16 protein-coding genes are annotated in these 19,739 nt (G+C 43.4%); 12 read left to right on the forward strand and 4 right to left on the reverse strand.

From position 1 onward, the window contains the following. Positions 1 to 134: 134 nt before the first annotated feature. On the forward strand, positions 135 to 1,181 hold the full coding sequence (gene aroF, locus MHH60_RS25165; protein ID WP_036684456.1) for a 3-deoxy-7-phosphoheptulonate synthase: 1,047 nt from the start codon (positions 135 to 137) through the stop codon (positions 1,179 to 1,181). A 283-nt stretch (positions 1,182 to 1,464) separates the two neighbouring features. Next, on the forward strand, positions 1,465 to 2,889 hold the full coding sequence (glnA, locus tag MHH60_RS25170) for a type I glutamate--ammonia ligase (protein WP_036684454.1): 1,425 nt from the start codon (positions 1,465 to 1,467) through the stop codon (positions 2,887 to 2,889). A 695-nt stretch (positions 2,890 to 3,584) separates the two neighbouring features. On the opposite strand, the gene MHH60_RS25175 is transcribed toward glnA, so the two are convergent. Beyond that, positions 3,585 to 4,619: a LacI family DNA-binding transcriptional regulator gene (locus MHH60_RS25175; RefSeq protein ID WP_036684452.1), complete on the reverse strand. Its 1,035-nt coding sequence runs from the start codon at positions 4,617 to 4,619 to the stop codon at positions 3,585 to 3,587. Between the two features lie 374 nt (positions 4,620 to 4,993). Between MHH60_RS25175 and MHH60_RS25180 the strand changes: the two genes are divergently transcribed. The 8 genes from MHH60_RS25180 to MHH60_RS25215 all read left to right on the forward strand — a co-directional run bounded on the left by MHH60_RS25180 (position 4,994) and on the right by MHH60_RS25215 (position 14,153). Continuing rightward, positions 4,994 to 6,364 (forward strand): ABC transporter substrate-binding protein, encoded by a 1,371-nt coding sequence (locus MHH60_RS25180; protein ID WP_076135882.1) that lies wholly within the window; start codon positions 4,994 to 4,996, stop codon positions 6,362 to 6,364. 127 nt (positions 6,365 to 6,491) lie between these two features. After that, positions 6,492 to 7,385, forward strand: coding sequence for a carbohydrate ABC transporter permease (locus MHH60_RS25185; protein ID WP_076126435.1), 894 nt, complete (start codon positions 6,492 to 6,494; stop codon positions 7,383 to 7,385). Beyond that, a complete protein-coding gene (locus MHH60_RS25190) occupies positions 7,385 to 8,221 on the forward strand; it encodes a carbohydrate ABC transporter permease (protein ID WP_036684447.1) in 837 nt (278 codons plus the stop codon). Before MHH60_RS25185 ends, MHH60_RS25190 begins: the two co-directional genes overlap by 1 nt. A gap of 29 nt (positions 8,222 to 8,250) precedes the next feature. Next, the gene (locus tag MHH60_RS25195) at positions 8,251 to 10,989 is read left to right on the forward strand and encodes a GH36-type glycosyl hydrolase domain-containing protein (protein ID WP_076135880.1); all 2,739 of its coding nucleotides are present in this window, start codon (positions 8,251 to 8,253) and stop codon (positions 10,987 to 10,989) included. Between the two features lie 111 nt (positions 10,990 to 11,100). Further along, positions 11,101 to 11,988 (forward strand): hypothetical protein, encoded by an 888-nt coding sequence (locus MHH60_RS25200; RefSeq protein WP_036684443.1) that lies wholly within the window; start codon positions 11,101 to 11,103, stop codon positions 11,986 to 11,988. Positions 11,989 to 12,094: 106 nt separating this feature from the next. Next, positions 12,095 to 13,183: a 3-phosphoserine/phosphohydroxythreonine transaminase gene (serC, locus tag MHH60_RS25205; RefSeq protein ID WP_036684441.1), complete on the forward strand. Its 1,089-nt coding sequence runs from the start codon at positions 12,095 to 12,097 to the stop codon at positions 13,181 to 13,183. A gap of 124 nt (positions 13,184 to 13,307) precedes the next feature. Beyond that, positions 13,308 to 13,772 carry a tRNA (uridine(34)/cytosine(34)/5-carboxymethylaminomethyluridine(34)-2'-O)-methyltransferase TrmL gene (gene trmL / locus MHH60_RS25210; protein ID WP_076135879.1) on the forward strand — a complete coding sequence of 155 codons (465 nt, stop codon included), beginning with the start codon at positions 13,308 to 13,310 and terminating at the stop codon, positions 13,770 to 13,772. A gap of 126 nt (positions 13,773 to 13,898) precedes the next feature. Further along, entirely contained in the window at positions 13,899 to 14,153 is a 255-nt protein-coding gene (locus MHH60_RS25215) for an AbrB/MazE/SpoVT family DNA-binding domain-containing protein (protein WP_036684437.1), read from the forward strand. A 349-nt stretch (positions 14,154 to 14,502) separates the two neighbouring features. Here MHH60_RS25215 and MHH60_RS25220 read toward each other — a convergent pair whose 3' ends face one another. Together MHH60_RS25220 and MHH60_RS25225 are read right to left on the reverse strand one after the other, a co-directional pair. Then, positions 14,503 to 15,567, reverse strand: a complete 1,065-nt coding sequence (locus MHH60_RS25220) for a phosphodiester glycosidase family protein (RefSeq protein ID WP_143766718.1) — start codon at positions 15,565 to 15,567, stop codon at positions 14,503 to 14,505. Next, positions 15,564 to 15,971 (reverse strand): hypothetical protein, encoded by a 408-nt coding sequence (locus MHH60_RS25225; protein WP_036684435.1) that lies wholly within the window; start codon positions 15,969 to 15,971, stop codon positions 15,564 to 15,566. The genes MHH60_RS25220 and MHH60_RS25225 overlap by 4 nt, the downstream gene beginning before the upstream one ends. Positions 15,972 to 16,255: 284 nt before the next feature. Here MHH60_RS25225 and MHH60_RS25230 point away from each other — a divergent pair, with 284 nt between their 5' ends. Together MHH60_RS25230 and MHH60_RS25235 are read left to right on the forward strand one after the other, a co-directional pair. Further along, positions 16,256 to 16,912 (forward strand): response regulator transcription factor, encoded by a 657-nt coding sequence (locus MHH60_RS25230; protein WP_036684433.1) that lies wholly within the window; start codon positions 16,256 to 16,258, stop codon positions 16,910 to 16,912. A 144-nt stretch (positions 16,913 to 17,056) separates the two neighbouring features. Continuing rightward, the gene (locus MHH60_RS25235; RefSeq protein ID WP_076103987.1) at positions 17,057 to 18,274 is read left to right on the forward strand and encodes an aminotransferase-like domain-containing protein; all 1,218 of its coding nucleotides are present in this window, start codon (positions 17,057 to 17,059) and stop codon (positions 18,272 to 18,274) included. A gap of 1,264 nt (positions 18,275 to 19,538) precedes the next feature. Here MHH60_RS25235 and MHH60_RS25240 read toward each other — a convergent pair. Beyond that, entirely contained in the window at positions 19,539 to 19,733 is a 195-nt protein-coding gene (locus MHH60_RS25240; RefSeq protein ID WP_445667987.1) for a DUF2161 family putative PD-(D/E)XK-type phosphodiesterase, read from the reverse strand. Positions 19,734 to 19,739 lie beyond the last annotated feature (6 nt).

The following is a 19,739-nucleotide window of genomic DNA, read 5'->3' on the forward strand; positions in this document are numbered from 1 at the left end:
GACTATAATCGTTTTTCGAGGTAGAATTACTTTAGTGATTAAAAGCATAAAAGCTTAAAAGCGAACACGCGTCGTAGCGCGATAGTATCTAGCGGAATTATTATAAATTTAAGTGTAGAGAGGGAGTTATAAATATGATCGTCATTACATCAAATCAAACACCGGAAGAGCAGGTTAAAGATATAATTGCTGTAATCGAAAAAGAAGGTTTGCAGGTGCATCTCTCCAGAGGAGCAGATCACACGGTGATAGGTTTAGTGGGAGGCGTCACTCCTAAGCTCGCCGAGCATTTACGGCAAATGAAGGGTGTAGAGAACGTCGTAAAGATCTCCAAATCCTACAAGCTGGCCAGCCGGGATTTCCATCCTGAGGATACGATTATTGATATCAAGGGTGTGAAGATTGGTGGAGAAAACCTGGTGATCATGGGCGGTCCTTGCGCTGTTGAATCTCCAGAGCAGATTGATGAGATCGCCCGGCTTGTTAAAGCGTCTGGTGCTCAGGTACTTCGTGGAGGCGCGTTTAAGCCCCGTACAGGACCGTACAGCTTCCAAGGCGTAGGTGTAGAAGGTTTGACTATGATGGCTGAAGCAGGAAAGCGTCATGGGCTGTTGACCATTACAGAGGTTATGACACCAGAGTATGTTGATATCTGTGCGGAGCATGCGGATATTCTGCAGGTGGGTACACGGAATATGCAGAACTTTGATTTGCTGCGCAAGCTGGGGACCTGTGGCAGACCTGTTCTTTTAAAACGCGGCTTCAGTGCGACCTACGATGAGTTGCTCAATGCAGCGGAGTACATTTTGGCAGGCGGTAATAAGGATGTAATGCTCTGTGAGCGCGGTATTCGCACATTTGAGACCTACACTCGTAACACGCTGGATCTATCGGCTATTCCTGTGTTACAAAGCTTAAGCCATCTTCCAGTAATCTCTGACCCAAGTCACGGAACCGGTCGTCGTGAGTTAGTTGAGCCTATGGCCAAAGCTTCTGTTGCTGCTGGCGCAAATGGGCTAATTATCGAAATGCACACAGATCCGGACAATTCCATGACAGGTGATGGTGTTCAATCGTTATTCCCTGATCAGTTTGATAACCTGCTTAAGGATCTGGAAAAGCTGGCTCCAATTGTTGGACGTAAGTTTTCTACTTCGCCAGAAACGGTTTCGGCTCTATAAAATTTAATCTATTAGCTTCCTCGGAAGCCCTCTTAACCCGCGGCCTAGTGGGAAAAGAGGGTTTTTTTGGAGTTGGATAAAATAAATGTGACATGAAAATATGCGAAAATAACAGATTTCACGAAAGCGTTAGAATATCTTACATTGCTGAAAGAAATACCTGACATAAGCATTGACGATGTTAGGTATGAGATTTATAATTACGACAGCAAAAAAAATTAAAACAAGAACATTTGCATACTGTGAGCGGCCTAATGTTCGGAACTTGGGGGAGGAAAAATTCATGTCGGTTGAAAAAGTGTTGCAAACAATTAAAGAGAACAATATCGAGTGGGTAGATTTTCGATTCGTAGATTTAGGTGGTCGTGCCCACCACATCTCTCTGCCAGCTTCTGAAGTGGAAGATGAAACTTTTGTAAATGGGGTAGCATTCGACGGTTCTTCCATCAAAGGTTTCCGTGGTATTGAAGAATCAGACATGGTTATGATGCCTGATCCGAATAGTGTATTCATAGATCCGTTTACAGCTCATCCAACGCTGAACGTGATGTGCGACATTTTCACTCCTGATGGCGAACGTTATGAGCGTGATCCTCGCGGTATTGCTGTGAAAGCAGAAGAATTCCTGCAAAAAAGCGGAGTAGGTACATCTGCATTCTTTGCACCTGAATCAGAATTCTTTATCTTTGACGATGTTCGTTACGAAAGTGGCATGAACAGATCCTCATTCTTCGTAGATTCTGAAGAAGCGGCTTGGAATACGGGTCGTAAAGAAGAGGGCGGCAACTTAGCATTTAAAGTTGGCGTTAAAGGTGGATATGTTCCTGTAGCACCAGTTGACTCCCAACAGGATATCCGCAGTGAAATGTGCCGTCTGCTTGCTGAAGTTGGACTACGCATTGAACGTCATCACCATGAAGTAGCCACTGCAGGTCAAGCGGAAATTAACTTCCGTTTTGATACCTTGAAGAAAACTGCTGATAATCTCATGACTTATAAATATATTGTACAAAACACTGCACGTCAGTATGGCAAGGTAGCAACCTTCATGCCAAAACCGCTGTTCGGAGATAACGGTAGCGGAATGCACGTGCATCAATCCATTTTTGACGGAGACACTCCTTTGTTCTACGAAAAAGGCGCTTATGCTAACTTGAGCGAAATGGCTCTTCATTATATCGGTGGTATTTTGTACCATGCACCAGCATTGATCGCTTTGACTAACCCAAGCACCAACTCCTTTAAACGTCTGGTTCCTGGCTATGAAGCACCGGTTAACTTGGTTTACTCCAAAGGAAATCGTTCTGCAGCAGTTCGTATCCCAGTAGCAGCTGTGACACCAAAAGGCTGTCGTATCGAATTCCGCACACCGGATTCCACAGCTAACCCTTACTTGGCATTCTCCGCAATGCTGATGGCGGGCCTAGACGGAATTAAGAACAAGATTAACCCGCAGGAACTGGGTTATGGTCCTCTGGATAAGAACATCTATGAATTGTCTGATGCAGATAAAGAAAAAATTCGCAGCGTTCCAGGTAGCCTGAGCGAAGCGCTTGATTCTTTGGAAGCTGATTACGAGTTCCTAACAGAAGGCGACGTATTTACTAAGGACTTCATCGATAACTATATTGCTCTGAAACGTTCTGAAGCACAAGAGGTAGCGATTCGTGTTCATCCACATGAATATGCCCTGTACTTCGACCTATAAGATTCGTGCTATTATAATCTTTATAATAAAAGAAGCTGTCTCAAAAGTAGAGAATTCTACTTGAGGCAGCTTCTTTTTTATGGATTAGGACAAGTAATGGGATTTATTGTGCCCTATGACTGTATGCTACGCGTAGTATTCTAAGCTATGAGTAGTGTTCCGTGCTATGAGTAGTGCTCTATGTTATGAGTAGTGTTCCATGCTATTGGGGTGGTTGGCGGGTGACTGTTATGTGTGATTTTCGTACGGCTAGCAGTAGCTGATTTGGGGTATCTGTGACGCTGGACTATGGGCGGTGAGCGATATGCATTCTGTGTTTGTGCAATGCACAGAGTGGATTTAAACTAATTAGGGAAAAACTCCCTGAAAATAGCCGATATTTGCTCTAAATGAATGAAATCAAGGAATTTCTCCCTAATAATTAGGGTGATTCCTCCATTAGTTACCGAATAGGCCGAAATTCAGGGGAGTTTTCCCTAATTATAAGTACGATGAACAGAAATCTCTGATTTTTAGGGAGTAATTCCCCAATTATTCTATAAGTGCTTCACTTATTGCATCATTCGGAGCAACACTAGGTGCGCCCATAGAATCATTTGGGCATCAAGTTAAGAGCATAAAAGAGGCTGTCACCAAGCCACAAAATGCTGCTTGGGACAGCCCTTTTTTTGCTATTCGTTTACCTCACAGAAAGACTACACTAGCCCCCGTTCAGGAGCGCCGCAGGACTCTCTAATGATAAGCTCTGGCTCCACGCTGAAAGAACTCGTGCCGGATTGGTTGTTTATTAGATCATATAGCATTAGAGCTGCTAGGCGACCGATCTTATCTTTATTTTGGCGGATGGTAGTCAATAGGGGGGTTGTATAATTGCAGGCCTCGATATCATCACAGCCAATAATTGCGACAGTTTCAGGAACAGCGATAGAAGCCTCTTTAAGGGCGCGCATCGCCCCTATAGCAAGCTGATCGGACGCCGCGAAGATCGCTCTAGGTAAATTTCCATTCTCAATCATTCTACGCATCGTCTCATACCCGCTGGCCTCAAAGAAGTTACTTCCGTTTAAGAACCAGCTCTCGTTAATAGGCAGTCCTAAATCTTCAAGAGCTTTGCGATAACCACTTTCGCGCATATTGGAGATGTCTGAATCTGAGGAGCTGCCGATGTAGCCAAGCTCTCGATAGCCCAGTAAGTAAAAGTGTTCCACCACTTTGGAGGACATTTTGAAATTATCCGACATGATAAAACCAGAGTTGTCACCGGTTAGTTTTAAATCTACGCCGATACATGGAATTGCACTGTTGTCTAGTTCGCTGATAGAGGTTTCTAGCTCCTGTCCGGATAGAAGCACACACCCATCTACATTAAAATGCTGGCAACGGGCAAGATAATCGTTAGTATCGCCACTTTGGAATTTTTCATTGGAAAAAAAGATAAGGTCGTAACCTAGTAGTCCCATTTGTTTTTTAAATGAATTTAGCACCTCGATGAAAAAAGGGTGGGTAAAGTCGACATTCAGCATTCCGGCAAAGATCACTCCGATTAGATTAGACGATTTCGTAGCCAATGTTTTAGCTGAATTGGAGGGGGTATATCCAGTTTCTTTTATAATTTGTTGAACCCTTGTCTTGGTATCTTCCGAAATATCACTGTAGTTATTAATGATTTTGGATACTGTCGAAACAGAAACTCCAGCAATTTTCGCTATATCTTTGATGCTGTAGGCCAAATTAAGTCCCCCTTATAGTGAAAAATGTTCCGTAATATATGTTTGAAATCTACTCAAGGCTATTTTTTATGACTTGAATTTATAATTTACGAAATAGTTTCGTTACTTATTTTATAGTTCAATAAGATTATAGTCAATGGAATATTGCTCTTAAACTAGGATTATGCTTGGTTTTAAAGGTTTTTTTGAATAATCGGTTCAAAAAACGTTCAAAAATGAACAAAGAAAAAAGACTTTACAAAGACAAATAACGATGCAATAATAAAAACACCGAAACCGCTTTCTGTGATATCGTCCTTACTGTTTCGTGATTTTCAGAAATTAGCATGTGGTTTCGTTAAAGGGTCATAACAAATTATCTGGGGGGTAACAAAATGGTAAAGAAGCTTTCTGCGGTATTGTTGAGCTCAGCGCTAGTGCTCTCATTAGCAGCATGTGGAAACAGCAATAACAACGCGAATGGTGAGGCTACTCCGGGCAGCGGAACAAACAAGCCTGCATCTGGTGATAAGAAAGTGATTAAGATCTTACACTGGAAACAAGAGAATATTAACAAGGTGATTACAGAAATCAATAAAAAGTTTGAAGAAAAATATCCGGAATACAAAGTGGAGTACACAACCACGGGTCCGGATGATGAATTCAAACAAGCACAAAGAGCAAGAATTACAGCTGGTGACGTAGATGTTCTTGCCGATCTATCCGGTATGAGATTGTCCCCGAAAGATTGGACACCAGGTGCGAAAGTGCCAGACTGGCAACAATGGATTGATTCCGGACTGATTGCTGATCTGAGCAACGAAGCTTTCGTTAAAAACTACAATGCGAATGATATTGCTAAAGCCGGCACTTATAAAGATAAAGTGTATGCAATCCCAACCGGTAAAGTAGCAATGTCAGGATTCTTCTATAATAAAGAAATTTTTGAACAAAACGGTCTGGCTGTACCTACAACTTGGACGGAGTTCATTAGTGTTCTAGATACATTGAAAGCTAAGAGTATTGTTCCAATCGTAGTGGCTGGTAAAGACGTATGGCCATTGAAATTGCCAGTGTTCGGTTTGCAAGCTAAGATTCTGGGTGGCGGCAACCAACAACAATGGATTGAGGGCGTTTGGAAGGGAACTTCGGCATTTAACGATGCTGAGGCTGTAGAAGTATTGGAGAAAATGAAGACGCTTCAAGATAACTACATCATCGACGGTTTCTTGGGTATCGACTATGCAACAGCACCTTCGTTTTTCGCAACAGGAAAAGCAGCTATGATTGCTGACGGAACTTGGGATGCTCCTACGATCGCGGCAGCAAATCCAGATGTGAAATTTGGTTACTTCCCGATCCCAGCTACAGAAGATGCTGCTAAGAATAATTCTCTTGTCGGTAAATATGATGTAACTTGGTATGCAGCAGAAAAAGGCCCGAACAAAGAAGGCGCTTTGAAATGGCTGGAATTCTTCTCTGAACCAGAAAACTACACAGAATATGTTAAAGCAGCAGGATTCTTGCCTACACAAGACAATATTGCCACTGAAAGTGACTTTATTGACAAAGAACTTGCTCCATACATGACTGGAGATTTCGAGCTTGCTTATGAAATTATGATGATTAACCGTGATAACGTTGGTGAGCACATTGCAGCTGAAGGCGTTCACACTGAGTATTTGGCACCAGGCGGCGAGTTTAAAACCGCTAAAGAGCTTGCAGACGTACAACAAAAAGAATGGGAAGCAGCAGCACCTAAATAAGTAGCTATCCCGATAAATAAAAAAGAATCTACAACATACTGTACACCAAACATGTTTTACAGCTTCGGGGTCTGTTTTGTGCAGGCCCCGATCATTTTATTGAATTAGGATTGGGTAGGTGAGAGAAATGTATCCGTTCGGGAAAGGTTTTAAACGATATATACCGCTTCTGCTGCTAATGATTCCATTATCATTGTATGTAATTTTCTATTTTGGCCCATCTATGATGACGGTCATCTATTCATTTACAGATATCACTAACGTTCCTGGAAGCAAGATGAGTTTCGTAGGCCTTGACAATTATTATGATGTATTTTACTCAGGAAATTCAGGCGAGCGTTGGGATTCCATTATACGTACTATTTATTTCATGGTCATTGTAACCATTGTACAGAACGGTGTCGGTCTGCTTATGGCCGTAGTTATCAATCAGAAGCTGAAAGGCGATTATTTCTATCGCGCGGTATTCTTTTTACCGGTTGTGCTTGGTGTGGCGGTAGTTGCACTGGTATGGGGCATGATGTTCGATCCGCTGAGTGGTCCGGTTAACCAACTATATGATTCTTTGTTCGGTTATAAAGATATGTTCTTTGGAAGCTTCACTCATGCGTTCGGTTATATTATATTTACGCAAATTTGGATGTATATGGGATATTCGATGTTGATTTTCCTTGCGGGACTACAATCCGTACCGAAAGATTTGTATGAGGCTGGATATATAGACGGAACTACGAAGTGGCAATCTTTTAAAAATATCACATTCCCACTTATCGCTCCATCCTTTACGATTAACATTATTTTGTCTATTATCGGTGCGATGTCCACCTTTGATATTATTCTCGCAACTACGGACGGTCGCTTTAACACAAGAACGATGGCATATGACGTTTATAAAGAGACGTTCCGTGGTTCTCTACAGATGGGACTTCCTTCCGCGCTTTCCGTGGTTCAGTTCCTTATGATTCTGGTGTTTGTAGTATTTGCAGTGAAACAAATGCGTAAGAGAGAGGTGGAATATTAATGAAGGATTCCAAAACCGCCAAAACTCTCTCTTATATTCTGATTGCAGTGTTGCTTGTTTTGTATATCATGCCGTTGTTATTTGTAATCAATATTTCATTCAAGTCCTTTACAGAATATCTGTTAGATCCTATCGGTCTCGTAAAAAGTATTCAATGGGATAATTATAAAGAAGCTTGGTTACAGGGTAATTTCTCTAATTATTTCTTAAACAGTCTGCTGTATACAGCCGTAGCAACAGTGCTGACCCTAATTGTTTCGTTATTCGGGGCCTTCCCGGTGGCGAGAAATTATGTGAAGTGGAGCGGATTTATTTATTTGTTCTTCTTGATGTCTCAGTTCCTGCCGAATCCAATGGTCGCACAGTTCAAGCTGATGCTTACCATGAAACAGGAGCTAGGATTTGTAGGTTATGACACGAAGCTGGGTTACATTCTCCTTAAAACAGGCGGAACGGGTATCGTGTTCATGATGTTTGTAGGTTACATCAAAGGAATTAGCCGGGAGATGGATGAAGCAGCAGGTATGGATGGCGCTGGATATATGCGTTATTTGTTCCAGATCATCATGCCACTTATGAAACCAGTAATTGCTACAGGTGTTATTCTAACAGCAATTAGTATCTGGAATGACTTCGTGGGGCCGGTCATGTATTTACCGAGTCCAGAAAACTATCCAATCACCTTCGGGCTTAAAGAATTCCGCGGTCAATACGGGAACAACTGGCCTATGTTGGCGTGCGGGATCATGATCGTATCTGCACCGCTTATCATCCTATACACCTTCATTCAAAAGTATATCGTTGACGGTGCATTGGCAGGTGCGGTTAAAGCTTAAGTAGTTGTGTAAATGAGAGGATGGAGAGAATGGATCGTAATAAAATTCATGGCTTCGAATTCACCGGTAATGATGGGGAATTCAGGCTTCAGCAACCGGATCGCAGCAGTTTTCTATATTTCCCTCTAGTGAATGAAGGGGGAATGATGTCGACAGTAACTCCAAAACTTCATGGACAGGTTACCACAGGTCATAATACATTTTTAACACCGCCATTATCTGTTGAAGATTTGCATAATTCGCGGGCTTCTCGCAACTTCTGGGTATACGTAGACGGCAAGGGAGCTTGGTCGGCAGTGGGGAACTCCGCTAAGCAAAATGCCGATTTCTATACATCTTCTACTGATGAAGCAGTACTAGAGGCTGGTTTCCTGTGGCAACGCGTAACGCGTTGTAACGCAGAGATGGGTGTTAAAGCTGAAATCACCAGCTTTGTGCCAAGTGGTAATGATAAAGTCGAATTAATGAAGGTTACGTTGACGAATACAGCAGCAGAGGCTATTACGCTGACACCGACAGCGGTAGTTCCGATCTACGCGCGTTCGGCGGATGATCTGCGCGATCATAGACATGTAACCTCTTTGCTTAACCGGATCTATACTTCACCCTATGGTGTTGAGGTTCAGCCTGCGCTCTCCTTTGATGAGCGGGGACACCGCATCAATCACACTTCTTATGGAGTATTTGGTGCAGAGGGTGACGGCAGTCAACCTGCGGGGTTCTTTCCGGTGCAGGAGGAGTTCATTGGAGAAGGTGGAAGCCTGGATTGGCCGGAAGCTGTTATCCTGAACAACACGCCGGAGATTGGCAAGGGCGGAGGCGTACAAAGAGAGGGATATGAGGCTATCGGGGGTCTTCGTTACGAGACGCTTACTCTGTCTCCTGGTGACAGCCATTCTTATATAGTAGTTATGGCGATCCATAACGAGAGAATTGACGTGGATGCTTTGATGAACAAATATGGTACATCTGAAGCTTTTGATCATTTGCTTGAGGAAACTAAAGCCTTCTGGGCAGATAAAGTGAATATGGTAGAATTTCATACCGGTGATTCAGATGCTGACCAATGGATGAAATGGGTTACGATTCAACCCGTGCTTAGAAGACTTTATGGTAACTCCTTCTTGCCTTATCATGATTATGGAAGAGGTGGACGTGGCTGGCGGGATCTTTGGCAGGATTGTCTAGCACTTCTTATTATGGAACCGGCTGAAGTACGCAGCTTACTGCTGAACAACTACGCTGGGGTAAGAATAGATGGTAGTAATGCCACTATTATCGGTCAACAGCCTGGTGAATTTATTGCCGACCGTAACAACATCCCGCGGGTGTGGATGGATCATGGAGCTTGGCCGTTCTTAACGACTATGTTATATCTGGATCAGAGTGGTGATCTTGATTTCTTATTGCAGGAACAGACGTATTTCCGCGATACCTTTATGAGTCGCTGTAAGGAACGCGATATTTCATGGGATACCTCGCTAGGAAGTGATCTCAGAACAACTTCTGGTGAGGTTTATAAAGGTACGATTCTGGAGCATATCCTGCTGCAAAATCTGGTTCCGTTCTTTAATGTTGGAGAGCACAATAATATCCTGCTGGAGGGCGCAGACTGGAATGATGGTCTTGATATGGGCGCAGACCGGGGTGAGAGTGTAGCTTTTACAGCATTCTACGCAAGTAACTTATTGGATATTTCTCGTGTGCTGCGTACGCTAAAGACTTCTAAAGGGCAAGAGACAGTTGAATTGGCAGAAGAAATGAAACTATTGCTAGATTCGCTTGGTGAGCAAGTGGATTATGAATCTGTATCAGGCAAGCATGAAAGACTTAATCACTATTATGCTGCCGCTCCGAACAAAGTCAGCGGTATTCGTGCAGCACTCGACATAGAGACAGTAGCGGACGATCTGGAACAAAAAGCAGAGTGGATCTTTAATCACTTGCGCCGCAATGAGTGGGTGGAAAGTGAACACGGTGGAGGCTGGTTTAACGGTTATTATAATAATGATGGAGAACAAGTGGAAGGAGAATTTGCAGAAGGCGTTCGAATGACGCTTACAGGTCAAGTATTCCCGCTGATGGGTCATGCAGCTGCGCCAGAGCAAATTCCTCATATCATTGCCGCCGTGGATCGTAACCTACTGGATGACAAAATTGGGTACAGACTTAATTCCCGTTTTGGAGGGATCCAGCAAAATCTGGGTCGCGCCTTTGGCTTTGCTTTTGGACATAAAGAGAACGGTGCTATGTTCAGTCACATGACCATCATGTATGGCAATGCGTTGTATAAACGCGGATATGTGAAAGAAGGACATAAAGTATTGGAATCTCTGTACAGCTTAAGTACTGACTTTGCAAAAGCCCGCATATACCCAGGAATTCCTGAGTATATTAACGAGCAAGGCAGAGGGATGTATACGTATTTAACAGGATCAGCAAGCTGGCTGCTGTTAACTATGGTGACTGAAGTATTTGGTGTAAAGGGTAAGCTAGGTGATCTTTTGTTGGAACCAAAGCTTGTTAAAGAGCAGTTTGATTCCGAGGGAAAAGCCTCTATTAAGACAATCTTTGCGGATCGCGAGTTTGAAGTGGTCTATAAAGCCGCAGGAAGCTTAAACTACGGGGAGTACCAAATACACTCTGTTACCCTGAATGGCAGCGAGGTGACGCTGCAGCGCGGCTCAGGAAGTGCGATTATTCCACGTGAAGAGTTGCTCTCTCTGCAGACAGAGAAATGCCACTTGATTGAAGTGACATTGGCGTAGCTTTATACGATATTTTAAGACGTCTGCACCGTTATTCATAGCGGCTGCAGACGTTTTTTTCAATAATGAATATTTATTCATTGTAACAATGAACGAAAGGGCGCGTTAGGTATGGGTTGCAGACTGTCAAATGGCATATTAACTGTCGATATCGCTGATATCGGAGAGTATAAGGGCACTCGTTTTGACTGGACAGGATTTATTACACAGGTGACATTAGAAGAAGGGAAACATACGTTTTGTGTGCCAGAAAGCTTGAAGCCAGGCGAAGGAACTGGGGGCAAGGGGCTTTGTAATGAGTTTGGCATTTCCCGGGCAATTGGATATGATGAAGCGCCAATCGGAGGCTGGTTTCCAAAAATCGGAGTCGGATTGTTACAAAAAGGAAATTCCCCATTATACAGCTTCAATGAGGAGTTTCCCTTAACCTCTTTTAGTAAGGATGTTGAAGCAGGGAATGATGCGGTCACATATACGATCCACCCAATGGAAAGCAACGGATATGCTGTGCAGCTAACCAAAACGATTTCTTTACAGGGAGATCAATTAACAATTGCATATGAATTGCATAACAAAGGGCAAAAGCCTTTCCATACGGAGGAATATATTCACAACTTCATCGGAATCGATGGGTTGAATATTGGGCAGGATTTTGAACTGCGTCTTCCGAGGGAACTCAAGGTAGTAGAACCAGAATCCTCCTATACGAAAGAATTGCTAGAGGTATCCGGGAATACTCTTACTTGGTCAAAGGAACCGGATAAACCCTTTTATTGCAAGTTGAGCGGTTGGGAAGGTCAGGAAAATGAGTTCACCTGGGAGTTGGTTCATAAGCCTAGTGGAACAGGCGTGCGAGAGAGTGGGGACTTTCCAGTAGAACGTATGGCCCTGTGGGGAGAAGGTCATGTGGTCTCTCCTGAAGTATTTGTGAACATTAGTCTTTTACCGCGTCAAAGCAAGAGCTGGCGCCGATCTTACCGGTTTTTCACTGCGAAATGAGTACCGTCTTAACCTTTTATGTGAATAATTATACTTGCTGGTGCGGGAGAATATTGCTATCATAACCATATCCATATTGATAGGAGAGAAAGGGTGGGGAGCAGTTTTGAATAAGAGAGCATACAATTTTAATGCCGGACCGGCAGCATTGCCGCTTACGGTACTGGAACGCGCACAAGCGGAGTTTGTTGATTTCCGGGAAAGTGGAATGTCTATCATGGAGATGTCGCACCGTGGTGCAATTTACGAATCCGTGCATAATGAAGCGCAGGAACGTCTGCTTTCGCTCCTCGGCAATCCGAAGGGCTATAAGGTATTGTTCGTACAAGGCGGAGCAAGCACACAGTTTGCAATGATCCCTATGAACTTAATTTCCGAAGGCCAAGTAGGTAGCTATGTAATGACAGGTAGCTGGGCAGATAAAGCTTATAAAGAAGCCAAATTGGTAGGAGGCGCTCATGTTGCTGCTTCTTCCGAAGATAAGAAATTCTTGGCTATACCTGAATTAAGTTCGATCAAAGCTGCGGAGAATGCTGCTTACCTTCATGTTACTTCCAACGAGACCATTGAAGGAACGCAATATGCAGAATTTCCGGATGCAGGCTCGATTCCGTTAATCGCAGATATGTCTAGTGATATACTTTGCCGTCCAATCGATGTGAACCAATTCGGAATGATCTATGCCGGAGCACAAAAGAATCTTGGACCTTCAGGCGTGACTGTAGTTATCGCGAAAGAAGAATTGCTTGCAGAATCACCTTCTAACATTCCTACTATCATGCGTTACAGCACTCATTATAAGAATAACTCTCTTTACAATACACCTCCATCTTTCTCTGTATATATGGTGAACGAAGTATTAAAATGGATTGAGGAGCAAGGCGGCTTAGCTGGCATCCATTCCAAGAACCTTGAAAAATCGGGTCTATTATATGATCACATCGATGGAAGTGACGGTTTCTACCGTGGCGTTGCAGAACAAGGCAGCCGCTCTATTATGAACGTTACTTTCCGGATGCAATCAGAAGAACTCGAAAAGCAGTTTGTCAAAGCTGCTGAACTGGAAGGTTTTGTCGGCTTAAAGGGTCACCGCAGTGTTGGGGGCTTGCGTGCTTCCATCTACAATGCAGTTCCTTACGAAAGTGTAAAAGCACTATCCGATTTCATGAACCATTTCCGGCAAACTCAAGGTTAATGAATTCTATCTATAACCTTCCGCCTTCTTGGTGGAAGGTTTTCAGTTTGTTTGGAGAAGCTATGGTTAGGCACTAGAGTAAAACATCTGGCTATTAAGCCTTTAGAGAGGAAGGAACCATATAATGGCACTCCATATCGTATTAGTCGAGCCGGAAATTCCGGCCAATACTGGCAACATTGCGCGTACTTGCGCCGCTACAGGCACTCATCTTCACTTGGTTCGCCCACTCGGATTCCGTACAGACGATGCTACATTAAAAAGAGCAGGATTAGATTATTGGCATGCTGTTACTATTGAATATCACGACTCCTTTGCTGAGGTTTTGGAGAAATATAGCGAGGGGCGTTTCTTTTACGCAACGACGAAAGCAGAGAAAAGATACAGCGACTTTGAGTTCCAAGATGGCGATTTTTTTGTTTTTGGCAAGGAAACGAAGGGGCTTTCTGCAGAGATTCTAGAAGCAGGCAAAGAAACAAAAATGCGCATGCCAATGAGTGATGCTGTGAGATCTCTGAATTTATCAAATTCGGCAGCTATTATTGTGTACGAGGCGCTTCGACAATTGGATTTCCCTAATCTTATTTAAAAAAAGACAAATTTTTTATTTTTTTCAGCAGGATTCGACAATTAGGTAACGAAATATATTGAAAGAGCCGAAATAAGTAGTAGCTACTAAATAATTTTTTTTGAACAGGAGAGGTGTACGTTAGTTATGAAACCTGCTGGTGTAGTTCGCAAAGTGGATCAGTTGGGTAGAATTGTTCTGCCTAAGTCCCTGCGTAAAAGGTATCAGATGAATGAAGGCGACCCGGTTGAAATTTTGGTACAGGGTGACCATATCATCTTGGAGCGTTACCGTCCAAAATGTGTTTTCTGTGGATCAATGGATGGTGTAAGCGAATATAAAGATCGTTATATTTGTTCTGCATGCCTTTCGGAAATGACTCAATTGCCAAGACATGCCTAAGAAGTACATATTTTGAATTTTGACAGCCAAGAGCTTATAAAAAAACTGTCCTCTTTGTAGAACTCTTCTACTTGGAGGGCAGTTTTTTTATGTATACGAAAAAAATGCCCCCGCACCAAATGGCTGCAGGGACATATCGGCTTTATAGGCCTTTTGTTTTGTCGTCGTTGTAAGATGAGGTAAGGATGCCGACCATAAATAACACAAATACGAACATTACGATCCAAAAGGTTAATGAGAACGACATACTGGCACCTCCAATAGCGAATGTATTCGTTATCAAGATTATAACCTGCAATTTAATAAAAATAAACGCAAATGTGATATGTTACATAGACAATTTACTATATTATTTAAAAAATAGGAAATTCGTTGGCACAGCTCTTAGATTTCCATCGGATGGTTTATTGATAACTCTTCCGTTAAAGATCAATGAGGAAGATCCACCACCATCTAAATTATAAGCATCTACGAGACCCATATTCGATAATTTGTTCTGAATCTCCTCCAGCTGTGCACCAGAGCTGCCATACTCATTATATCCATCTGCTACAAAAAGCAGGATCTGATCATCTTTATATTTGCCGATCACGGTACGTGGTGCCCGATTAGGGGATGTTTTCCACTTTTCGGGTATGGGCGTTTTGATGTTGTTTTTAAGGAGGACAGGTACAAAGGTGGCGCCGAATACCGGATCAAGCTGATCTAATTGTGCGCGACTGTAGAATTTCCCGCCGATTAATTGCCCGGATTTGTTCAGCCCAACAAAACTTAGGTCCTTGTACGTGGGCTCAAAACCGTATAAATACTTTCCATCCACTACAGTTGTGCTTAAGGGATAACGTTTTCCGGATTGATCTGCAAAGCCGCCCGCATTAATACCAGCAATGGCCCCATTACGCTGTACGGCATGCATAGTAGTTTCCGCACCGGAGGCTGTCTCCGCCAAGCTCATCTTCATAGCGGTCGGGTCCTTCAATTTGATTTTCAATGCATAAGCTTTGTAGTTTCCTGGATTCAATCGATATAACTCAACTCTTATGCGGTCGCTGGTAACAATCTCTGAAGGTATTCCAAGCTTGGCTGAAATTCTGCGGTTATAGATCAGTTCAGGCCGGTTCGCCTGAGTCTTTGCTGTTTCGACCAGCTTATTCATCGTAGTGGTAGTCTCTTTATATAGCTTGGCACTAGCGCTGACAGCATCAATGGTGTAAGCTGCGGAGGCCTCTGCCAGAGTCAGCTCTTTTTTTAAGGAAGCTGTTTCATTCACTGGCCCAGCGCTTGGTGTGAATTGTCCTACATCAAGGTCTAGCTGTAGCGGTGGTCGATACCACGACATACATATAAACAAGCCTATGAACGGTGCAGTTAGAAGCATGAAGGAGCGATTAACTCTTTTGACTGGCGTCATCATTTGATCAGATCCATTTCTTTCTTCAAAGCTTCTAACTGTTTGCTTACCTCACTCAATTGCGTATATAGCTTGTTGCTGTTATCTGTCTTGGCACTAGCATTATCTTTAGTGAAGGTTAATAGTTCGTTAAAGCTTTGCACTGTATTCTGCAATTCCTTCACTTCTTCAGAGAGAACGGCAATTTTTGCTTCATAGTCGGTCTTCAAAACGGTAAGCTGCTGCTGGCTCTGAGTACTAAGTTCGGTTAGCACTTGTTGTTTCAGATGGTTCGTGTAGCTGTATACAGCATATACGCCGAGTCCGATCATCATAATCCAGAACAGTAAAAACCATTTTACGGAAGGGCCGTTTCTCGCAGTAGTAGAGCGCGAGCGTACCGGGGACGTTTCCGCTAGCGGTTGCATTTTATCACCTCGGGTTGGTCTTTTTTTCAAGTCCCCATTCTATCAGACTTTGACAAGATTCGCAAAAATGTAAGAGAGTATGAAAACTAGAAAAAGTAATTGCATCCTATTAAACTACTGCGATACAATTTCTATAGATTGGAATTCTGATAGACGTACACAAGGTAACCAGCTAGAGATTATACAGACAAGTCATCATACAGCCTTGCTTGCGTTTTAACCGGAAACGCTGCGGCGCTTTCCTTTCTAGATGATTATATATAGAGCAGGGGGTCAGGGCATTAATGATGAAGGTTTGGCAGGTGGTCATTGTGGGGTGTCATCCTACAAGTATGCTGGGGACAAAATTGATTTTGGAAGAGGAAGAGGGGCTTAAGGTTCTGGGAATGTATTCCACTTGGGACGAAGGCGCTACCATCGTAAGGGAAAAAAATCCCGAGCTAGTGCTAGTAGATTATCATATGCCTGAGGGGAATATTGAGAGTGTGCTGTTAAATATGAAAAAAAGCTCACCAAACTCACATTTTGTCGTGATGACAGATGAAGACGGGCGAGAACTGCTTCAGCCCCTCGTAGAACTAGGAGCCAGCGGGATATTCTCAAAGGGAGCTTCTCCCCGTCAGCTTTTACAGCTGATCCTGGGTTTACGGGAGGGTTTTCTTTCAATGCCGTTGGAATGGATTGAAAAAGGAGCTTGGCCGATTTCGACATTTAAAGGATTAGATGATGTTCTGCAACTGACGGAGACAGAGATGTTTATCATGGAGCGAATCGTTCAAGGGATTACCTACGATAAAATTGCGCTTGAAATTGCGGTAAGCCGTCGGTCCATTGATAATTATTTGCGCAAAATCTATGTAAAGCTCGATGTTTCGACCCGGGCACAAGCGATTGAGAAATTCGCGCTCTTCTCAAGACAAAACAGGCAAATCTACGCCTAACCCACGCTTTACGACATAATGACGTATGGGGTGGAATATTCTTGGAGTAGAAGTAAGAATATCATGTTGAATGGGTAACCATCCCATCCTTGGATGAGGATGACGAAGCCGTTTCTACTTGGTAACAGGGAAGGGGGATTTCGCATGATTTACGAATTTTCTGCTCGCGCACACACATTGTTGTCGTCATCGCTTCTTAGTATCCGCACCCAAACACGGAGAAGCTCCATGATATCGCTAGCTGAAGAATTACCAGCGGAAGAACTATTCCCATTGTCACTGCTTGCTGAAGCAGCATCTACGGTGATTTCAGCAGATGCGGGAGCACTGCAATATGGTGATCCTGCAGGGTACGGACCGCTTCGGGAGTGGCTTGCTGGGGATTGGCTTAAAGAAAAAGGGGTAAATGTTGTTGAGGGTGGAGTTCTGCTAACAACGGGTAGCCAGCAAGCCATTGATTTGTTGTCGCGGGTGTATATTGATCCAGGAGATCGTGTATTAGTAGAAAATCCGACCTCTCCAGGATTTTTGCAGACTCTTCGGATGCAGGGGGCCGTTATTATTCCTGTACAGGGTGATTTGGACGGGCTTGATCCGGAGCATTTGCGGAGCCAGATCGAGCTGCATAAGCCGAAAATGCTGTTCGCAACCCCTAGCTTTACTAATCCAAGCGGCATTTTATGGAGTTTGGAGAGACGCCGCGCAGTATTGGATTTATGTATCGCATATAACATCTTGATTGTGGAAGATGATTCTTATGGGGATTTGCACTTCCAGAAGCAGGGTGAACAAAAGGCTAAAAGATATCCGTCTTTGTATGCACTGGAAAATATCAGCGATGGCGGACACGTGCTTTATATCGGTTCGTTCAGCAAGACCGTTGCGCCCGCGCTGCGGACGGGCTGGGCGGCAGGCAGCCGAGTCTTGATCAGAATGATGTCTGCGGCTAAGCAGATGGCCGATTGGCAGTCGAGCGCATTAAATCAGCGGCTGCTGCATCATTTATTGGATGTGTCTGCGTTTGATCTGCGTGAGCATATCGCGCAGCTGAATCGAGAGTATAACACCCGTCTGAAGCTTATGGTGGAATTGCTCAAGCGGCCTGCTTGGAAGGGCAGCTCCTATGATCTTCCATCAGGAGGCATGTTCCTGTGGGTCGCACCACCAGAGGGAATGGATGTTATGGCATTACTCAAATGTGCGCTAGGTAAGGGAGTGGCTTTTTTGCCAGGTCCGTTATGTAGTGTAGATGGAGTCAGCAATCACCTTCGCCTTAACTTTAGCCATCCCGGCCGGGATGAGCTGCTGCTTGGCATGAACCTGATGAGCGAAGCGGTTAAGGAGTTCACAGCCCGGAGTTAGGTAGTGGTATGAAAGTTGTGGATGAAATGATGAAAATGATGAAGTACGAGTGAAATGAATAAAGGGTCAGGACGATTGAGGATTTATCGTAGAGATGAATAGTCGGACTGTGGAAAGATGCATAGGTGGATGAATAGACAGATACGTGGACTGACAGATGAGCTGACGGATGAACAAACATAATACAAGACACTCTTAGAGCTACAACAAGGATAGAATGACACGTTGGGCAAGACGAAGTGCGTGCTGTGAGATTATTTAGGGAAATCCTCCCTAAAACTGGTCGATTTGAACTCTAAAATGGACTGTTTAGGGAATTTCTCCCTAAAAAATCAAGGGATACCCCATTTTAGGGGTAAATCTGGCGAAAATCAGGGAGAAATTCCCTAAAATATGGTTTTTAGCGTGTGAATCGAAGAATATTGGGGAGGATTTCCCTAATAACTTAGTGTGCCCTTTTCGGAAGGGTGTTTTTAAAGCTTATTTTGCTTTGAATGATTTAGTATTAGTGGATGTTGAATGTAGCATAGGGGTACTAATGTGAATGATTGCGTAAGAGTAGCTTGTTAAAGCAAGAGTAGAGAAAATGGTAATTAGTATATAGCGCTCGTGTTCGAAGATTGTAAATAAGTTAGTTAAGTACAGTCATGTAGAGTAGGATGAGGTACGCATGAGATATGAAAACGTGATAAGAGTGAGATGCAAACGTGGTACGTATGAGTTACTAATGTGATGAGAATGATTTACGAACGTGGGAAGAGCGAGTTAAACTCGTGGTAAGAATGTAATACGAATGTGGTATGTATGAGATAGAGCGTGGTACGAACGAGATTCTAGTGTGTTAAGAATGCAATCTGAATGTGATGAGCAAGATACTAATGTGTTAAGAATGCAATCTAAATGTGGTACGTATGAGATACTCATGAGATATGAGTGAAATAAGACATGACACGTATGAGATACTAGGGTGTATTAAAACGTAATCTAAATGTGATATGAGTGTAGATAGAGCGTGGTACGCTCCAGATACTAATATGTTAAGTGTAAGTTAAGAACATGGAATGCACAGAGATAGGATTTAAATAAGATTAGACATACGAAAAAGCATCCCGTAGTTGGGATGCTTTTTGGCGTTATGTACACATGTTATGTGTGCATCAGAATAATAAGTTTAAAGTTTGAGTAAATGATTAGAACCGAGCTAAAAGAGTAAGACCCGACTAAAAAGAAATAATCGATAGAAGGACTGTCCAGGCTAGGTTAGCTAATTAATGGGATGATTGCTGATATTGGGTACGCCGCTTGTTATCGCGGCATATTCCACCAGCGCCGCATGACCGGCTGGGGTCAGGGTGTAACGCCCGCGGCTTACCCGGTGAAACCACCCGTAGTAGTTGTTTTGAAGCATAGCGGCGGCGGTGGGTACGCCGCTACGCTTCCGCAGCTCGGCCGGAGTGATGCCGGC

This window comes from Paenibacillus sp. FSL H7-0716 (assembly GCF_038002705.1).
Taxonomy (GTDB): Bacteria; Bacillota; Bacilli; order Paenibacillales; family Paenibacillaceae; genus Paenibacillus_AQ; species Paenibacillus_AQ odorifer.

What these genes read in the sequence shown, in the direction of transcription:
- MHH60_RS25215 (WP_036684437.1), top strand. Translation starts at nt 13,899, where the DNA reads ATGAAACCTGCTGGTGTAGTTCGCAAAGTGGATCAGTTGGGTAGAATT.
- trmL (WP_076135879.1), top strand. Translation starts at nt 13,308, where the DNA reads ATGGCACTCCATATCGTATTAGTCGAGCCGGAAATTCCGGCCAATACT.
- MHH60_RS25230 (WP_036684433.1), top strand. Translation starts at nt 16,256, where the DNA reads ATGATGAAGGTTTGGCAGGTGGTCATTGTGGGGTGTCATCCTACAAGT.
- MHH60_RS25235 (WP_076103987.1), top strand. Translation starts at nt 17,057, where the DNA reads ATGATTTACGAATTTTCTGCTCGCGCACACACATTGTTGTCGTCATCG.
- aroF (WP_036684456.1), top strand. Translation starts at nt 135, where the DNA reads ATGATCGTCATTACATCAAATCAAACACCGGAAGAGCAGGTTAAAGAT.
- MHH60_RS25220 (WP_143766718.1), bottom strand. Translation starts at nt 15,567, where the DNA reads ATGATGACGCCAGTCAAAAGAGTTAATCGCTCCTTCATGCTTCTAACT.
- MHH60_RS25195 (WP_076135880.1), top strand. Translation starts at nt 8,251, where the DNA reads ATGGATCGTAATAAAATTCATGGCTTCGAATTCACCGGTAATGATGGG.
- MHH60_RS25190 (WP_036684447.1), top strand. Translation starts at nt 7,385, where the DNA reads ATGAAGGATTCCAAAACCGCCAAAACTCTCTCTTATATTCTGATTGCA.
- MHH60_RS25225 (WP_036684435.1), bottom strand. Translation starts at nt 15,971, where the DNA reads ATGCAACCGCTAGCGGAAACGTCCCCGGTACGCTCGCGCTCTACTACT.
- MHH60_RS25180 (WP_076135882.1), top strand. Translation starts at nt 4,994, where the DNA reads ATGGTAAAGAAGCTTTCTGCGGTATTGTTGAGCTCAGCGCTAGTGCTC.
- MHH60_RS25185 (WP_076126435.1), top strand. Translation starts at nt 6,492, where the DNA reads ATGTATCCGTTCGGGAAAGGTTTTAAACGATATATACCGCTTCTGCTG.
- MHH60_RS25200 (WP_036684443.1), top strand. Translation starts at nt 11,101, where the DNA reads ATGGGTTGCAGACTGTCAAATGGCATATTAACTGTCGATATCGCTGAT.
- glnA (WP_036684454.1), top strand. Translation starts at nt 1,465, where the DNA reads ATGTCGGTTGAAAAAGTGTTGCAAACAATTAAAGAGAACAATATCGAG.